The organism is Kitasatospora sp. UYEF31, assembly GCF_057291755.1.
On the sequence record NZ_JBXAWK010000132.1, the window covers coordinates 1 to 2387 of the forward strand.

Annotated in this window: 2 protein-coding genes; one reads left to right on the top strand and one right to left on the bottom strand. The window is 74.0% G+C overall.

The features are described 5' to 3' along the window. The coding region (locus tag AC0Z36_RS29460; RefSeq protein ID WP_485466143.1) for a CynX/NimT family MFS transporter at window positions 1-1440 on the bottom strand (1440 nt) is incomplete at its 3' end. 154 nt (window positions 1441-1594) lie between these two features. Here AC0Z36_RS29460 and AC0Z36_RS29465 point away from each other — a divergent pair. Next, a complete protein-coding gene (locus AC0Z36_RS29465; protein WP_485466144.1) occupies window positions 1595-2254 on the top strand; it encodes a FadR/GntR family transcriptional regulator in 660 nt (219 codons plus the stop codon). Window positions 2255-2387 lie beyond the last annotated feature (133 nt).

The window sequence follows — 2387 nt, forward strand, 5'->3', positions numbered from 1 at the left end:
CGGGGGGGGGGCGCCCCCCCCGCCCCCCCCCCCCCCCCCGGCGGGGGGGGGGGGGGGGGGGGGGGGGGGGGGGGCGCCCCCGGGGGGGGGCCCCGGGGGGGGGGGGGCCCCCCCCGCGGGCCCCCCCCCCGCGGCCGTGTCCTGGGGGACCGGCTGGATCTCGTCCTCCACGAACCTGTTCCGGCCCGCGAACGCCCCCGCGACCATCTGCGGGAGCAGCAGCGCCGCCAGGAACCCCAGCGGCACACCCCAGCCGCCGGTCCAGTCGTAGAGCGTGCCGACCAGGACCGGCCCGGGGACGGCCAGCAGATACCCGAAGCTCTGCGCGAAAGTCGACAGGGCGACCGTCCCGGTCCCGGTCTTCGTCCGCAGGCCGATCATGGTGATGGCCAGCGGGAACGCCGAGTTGGACAGGCCGAGCAGGATCGTCCAGACCCACGGCGCTCCGGCCGGGGCGAACGCCAGGCCCGCGTAGCCGGCCAGTCCGCACACACCCAGGACCACCGCGAACGGCACCTGGTTGTCCCTTCTCGCGGCCAGCGCCGGGAGGACGAACGACAGCGGCACGCCGACCAGCAGCATCACCGCGAGCAGTACCCCCGCCAGACCGGCGGAGATTCCGGCGTCCCGGTAGATCTGCGGCATCCAGCCCATCGCCGCGTACGCGCCGGTGGCCTGTAGTCCGAAGAAGACCATGAGAGCCCAGGACGTACGGCTGCGCCCCAGGTGAGTGATCGGAATGTGCCTACGCGCCGCGGAACCCGGCCCGCCCTCGCCCGGCAGGTGCCCGGCCGTCGACCTCGTGTCGCGCAGCAGCGCCAGCCACGGCAGTACGGCGACCACAGCGGTCACCGCCCACATGCCCAGGCCGGCCCGCCAGCCCTGGTCGAGGCCGTGCGCGATCGGCACCGTCAGTGCAGCCGGTACGGCCGAACCCACGGACAGTGCCATCGCGTACACGCCGGTCATGGTGCCGATGCGCTGCGGGAAGAAGCGCCGGATCAGCACCGGCATCAGCACGTTGGTGACGGCGATACCGGCCAGCGACAGCAGGCTCGTGCCGATGAACACGACCGCGTTCGGGGAGAACGCCCGCAGCACCAGGCCGCCGGCGATCGCGGTCATGCCGACGAGCACCACACGCCCCGGGCCGAACTTCCGGGCCAGGGCCGGGGCGGTCAGGCCGACACCCGCGAAGCACAGGTCGGGCAGCGCGGTCAGGAACCCGGCGAGCGTGCCGTTGATCCCCAGGTCGCCGCGGACTTCCTGGAGGAAGGCGCCGAGGCTGGTGATGGCCGGGCGCAGGTTGAACGCCACGGCGATCAGGCCGACGACGACCAACGGACCCAGCCAGCGCGGTACGGGCGGGGAAGCAGCCGCCGCGGACGCCGCTTTCCGGACGGCCGGGGCGGGGACGGCAGGGGCGGGGACAGGTGACACGGGGACAGGTGACACGGGGACGGGCATAGGGAGAATCATAGAATCATGGGATGACTTCTGGGAAACATGTACCCGGGCTCCCCGCCCGCAGTGCGCCATCATGGGCACGGCCCCGCGCCACCGCCGGGCAGCCCCGTACTTCTAAGGAACGCCTATGGCTCTGACCTCGCCACACCGGTCCCCGCTGGTGGACCAGGTGATCGCCCAGCTGCGCACCCAGATCACCTCGGGGGAGTGGCCGGTCGGAACACGCATCCCCGCCGAGCCCGAACTGGTCGGACAGCTCGGTGTCGCCCGCAACACCGTGCGCGAGGCGGTCCGGGCGCTGGCCCACGGCGGACTCCTGGACATCCGGCAGGGCTCGGGCACGTACGTCCGGGCGACCAGCGAACTGGCCGGGGTCCTCGGCCGCCGTTTCAAGGACGCCGAACCCGCCGAGGTCTCCGAACTCCGTGACGCCCTGGAGGCACACGCCGCGCGCCTGGCCGCGCAGCGCCGTACGGAGTCCGACATCGCCCAGCTGCGGGCCGGACTCGACCGCCGCGAAGCCGCGTGGAAGTCCGGGGACCTCGACCAGTTCGTGGAGAACGACGCCGCGCTGCACCACACCATCGTCTCCGCCGCGCACAACGAAGTCCTGGCCGGGCTGTACGCGGACCTGGGCGACGTCCTGCGGGCGCACCTGCGCTACGACGTGGGCCCCGACATGGAGCACGCGCGGTACGTCGACCACGGCCGCCTGGTGGAAGCCGTGATCGCCGGCGAACCGGAGCTGGCCGCCGCGGAGGCCGTCAACAGTCGCGCCCACCGCTGAGCCGCACCACCACGCGAGGCGAGGGCGCGCAGCGTCCCAGCCGCACCACCACGCGAGGCGAGGGCGCGCAGCGTCCCAGCCGCACCACCACGCGAGGCGAGGGCGCGCAGCGTCCCAGCCGCACCACCACGCG

What these genes read in the sequence shown, in the direction of transcription:
- AC0Z36_RS29465 (WP_485466144.1), top strand. Translation starts at nt 1,595, where the DNA reads ATGGCTCTGACCTCGCCACACCGGTCCCCGCTGGTGGACCAGGTGATC.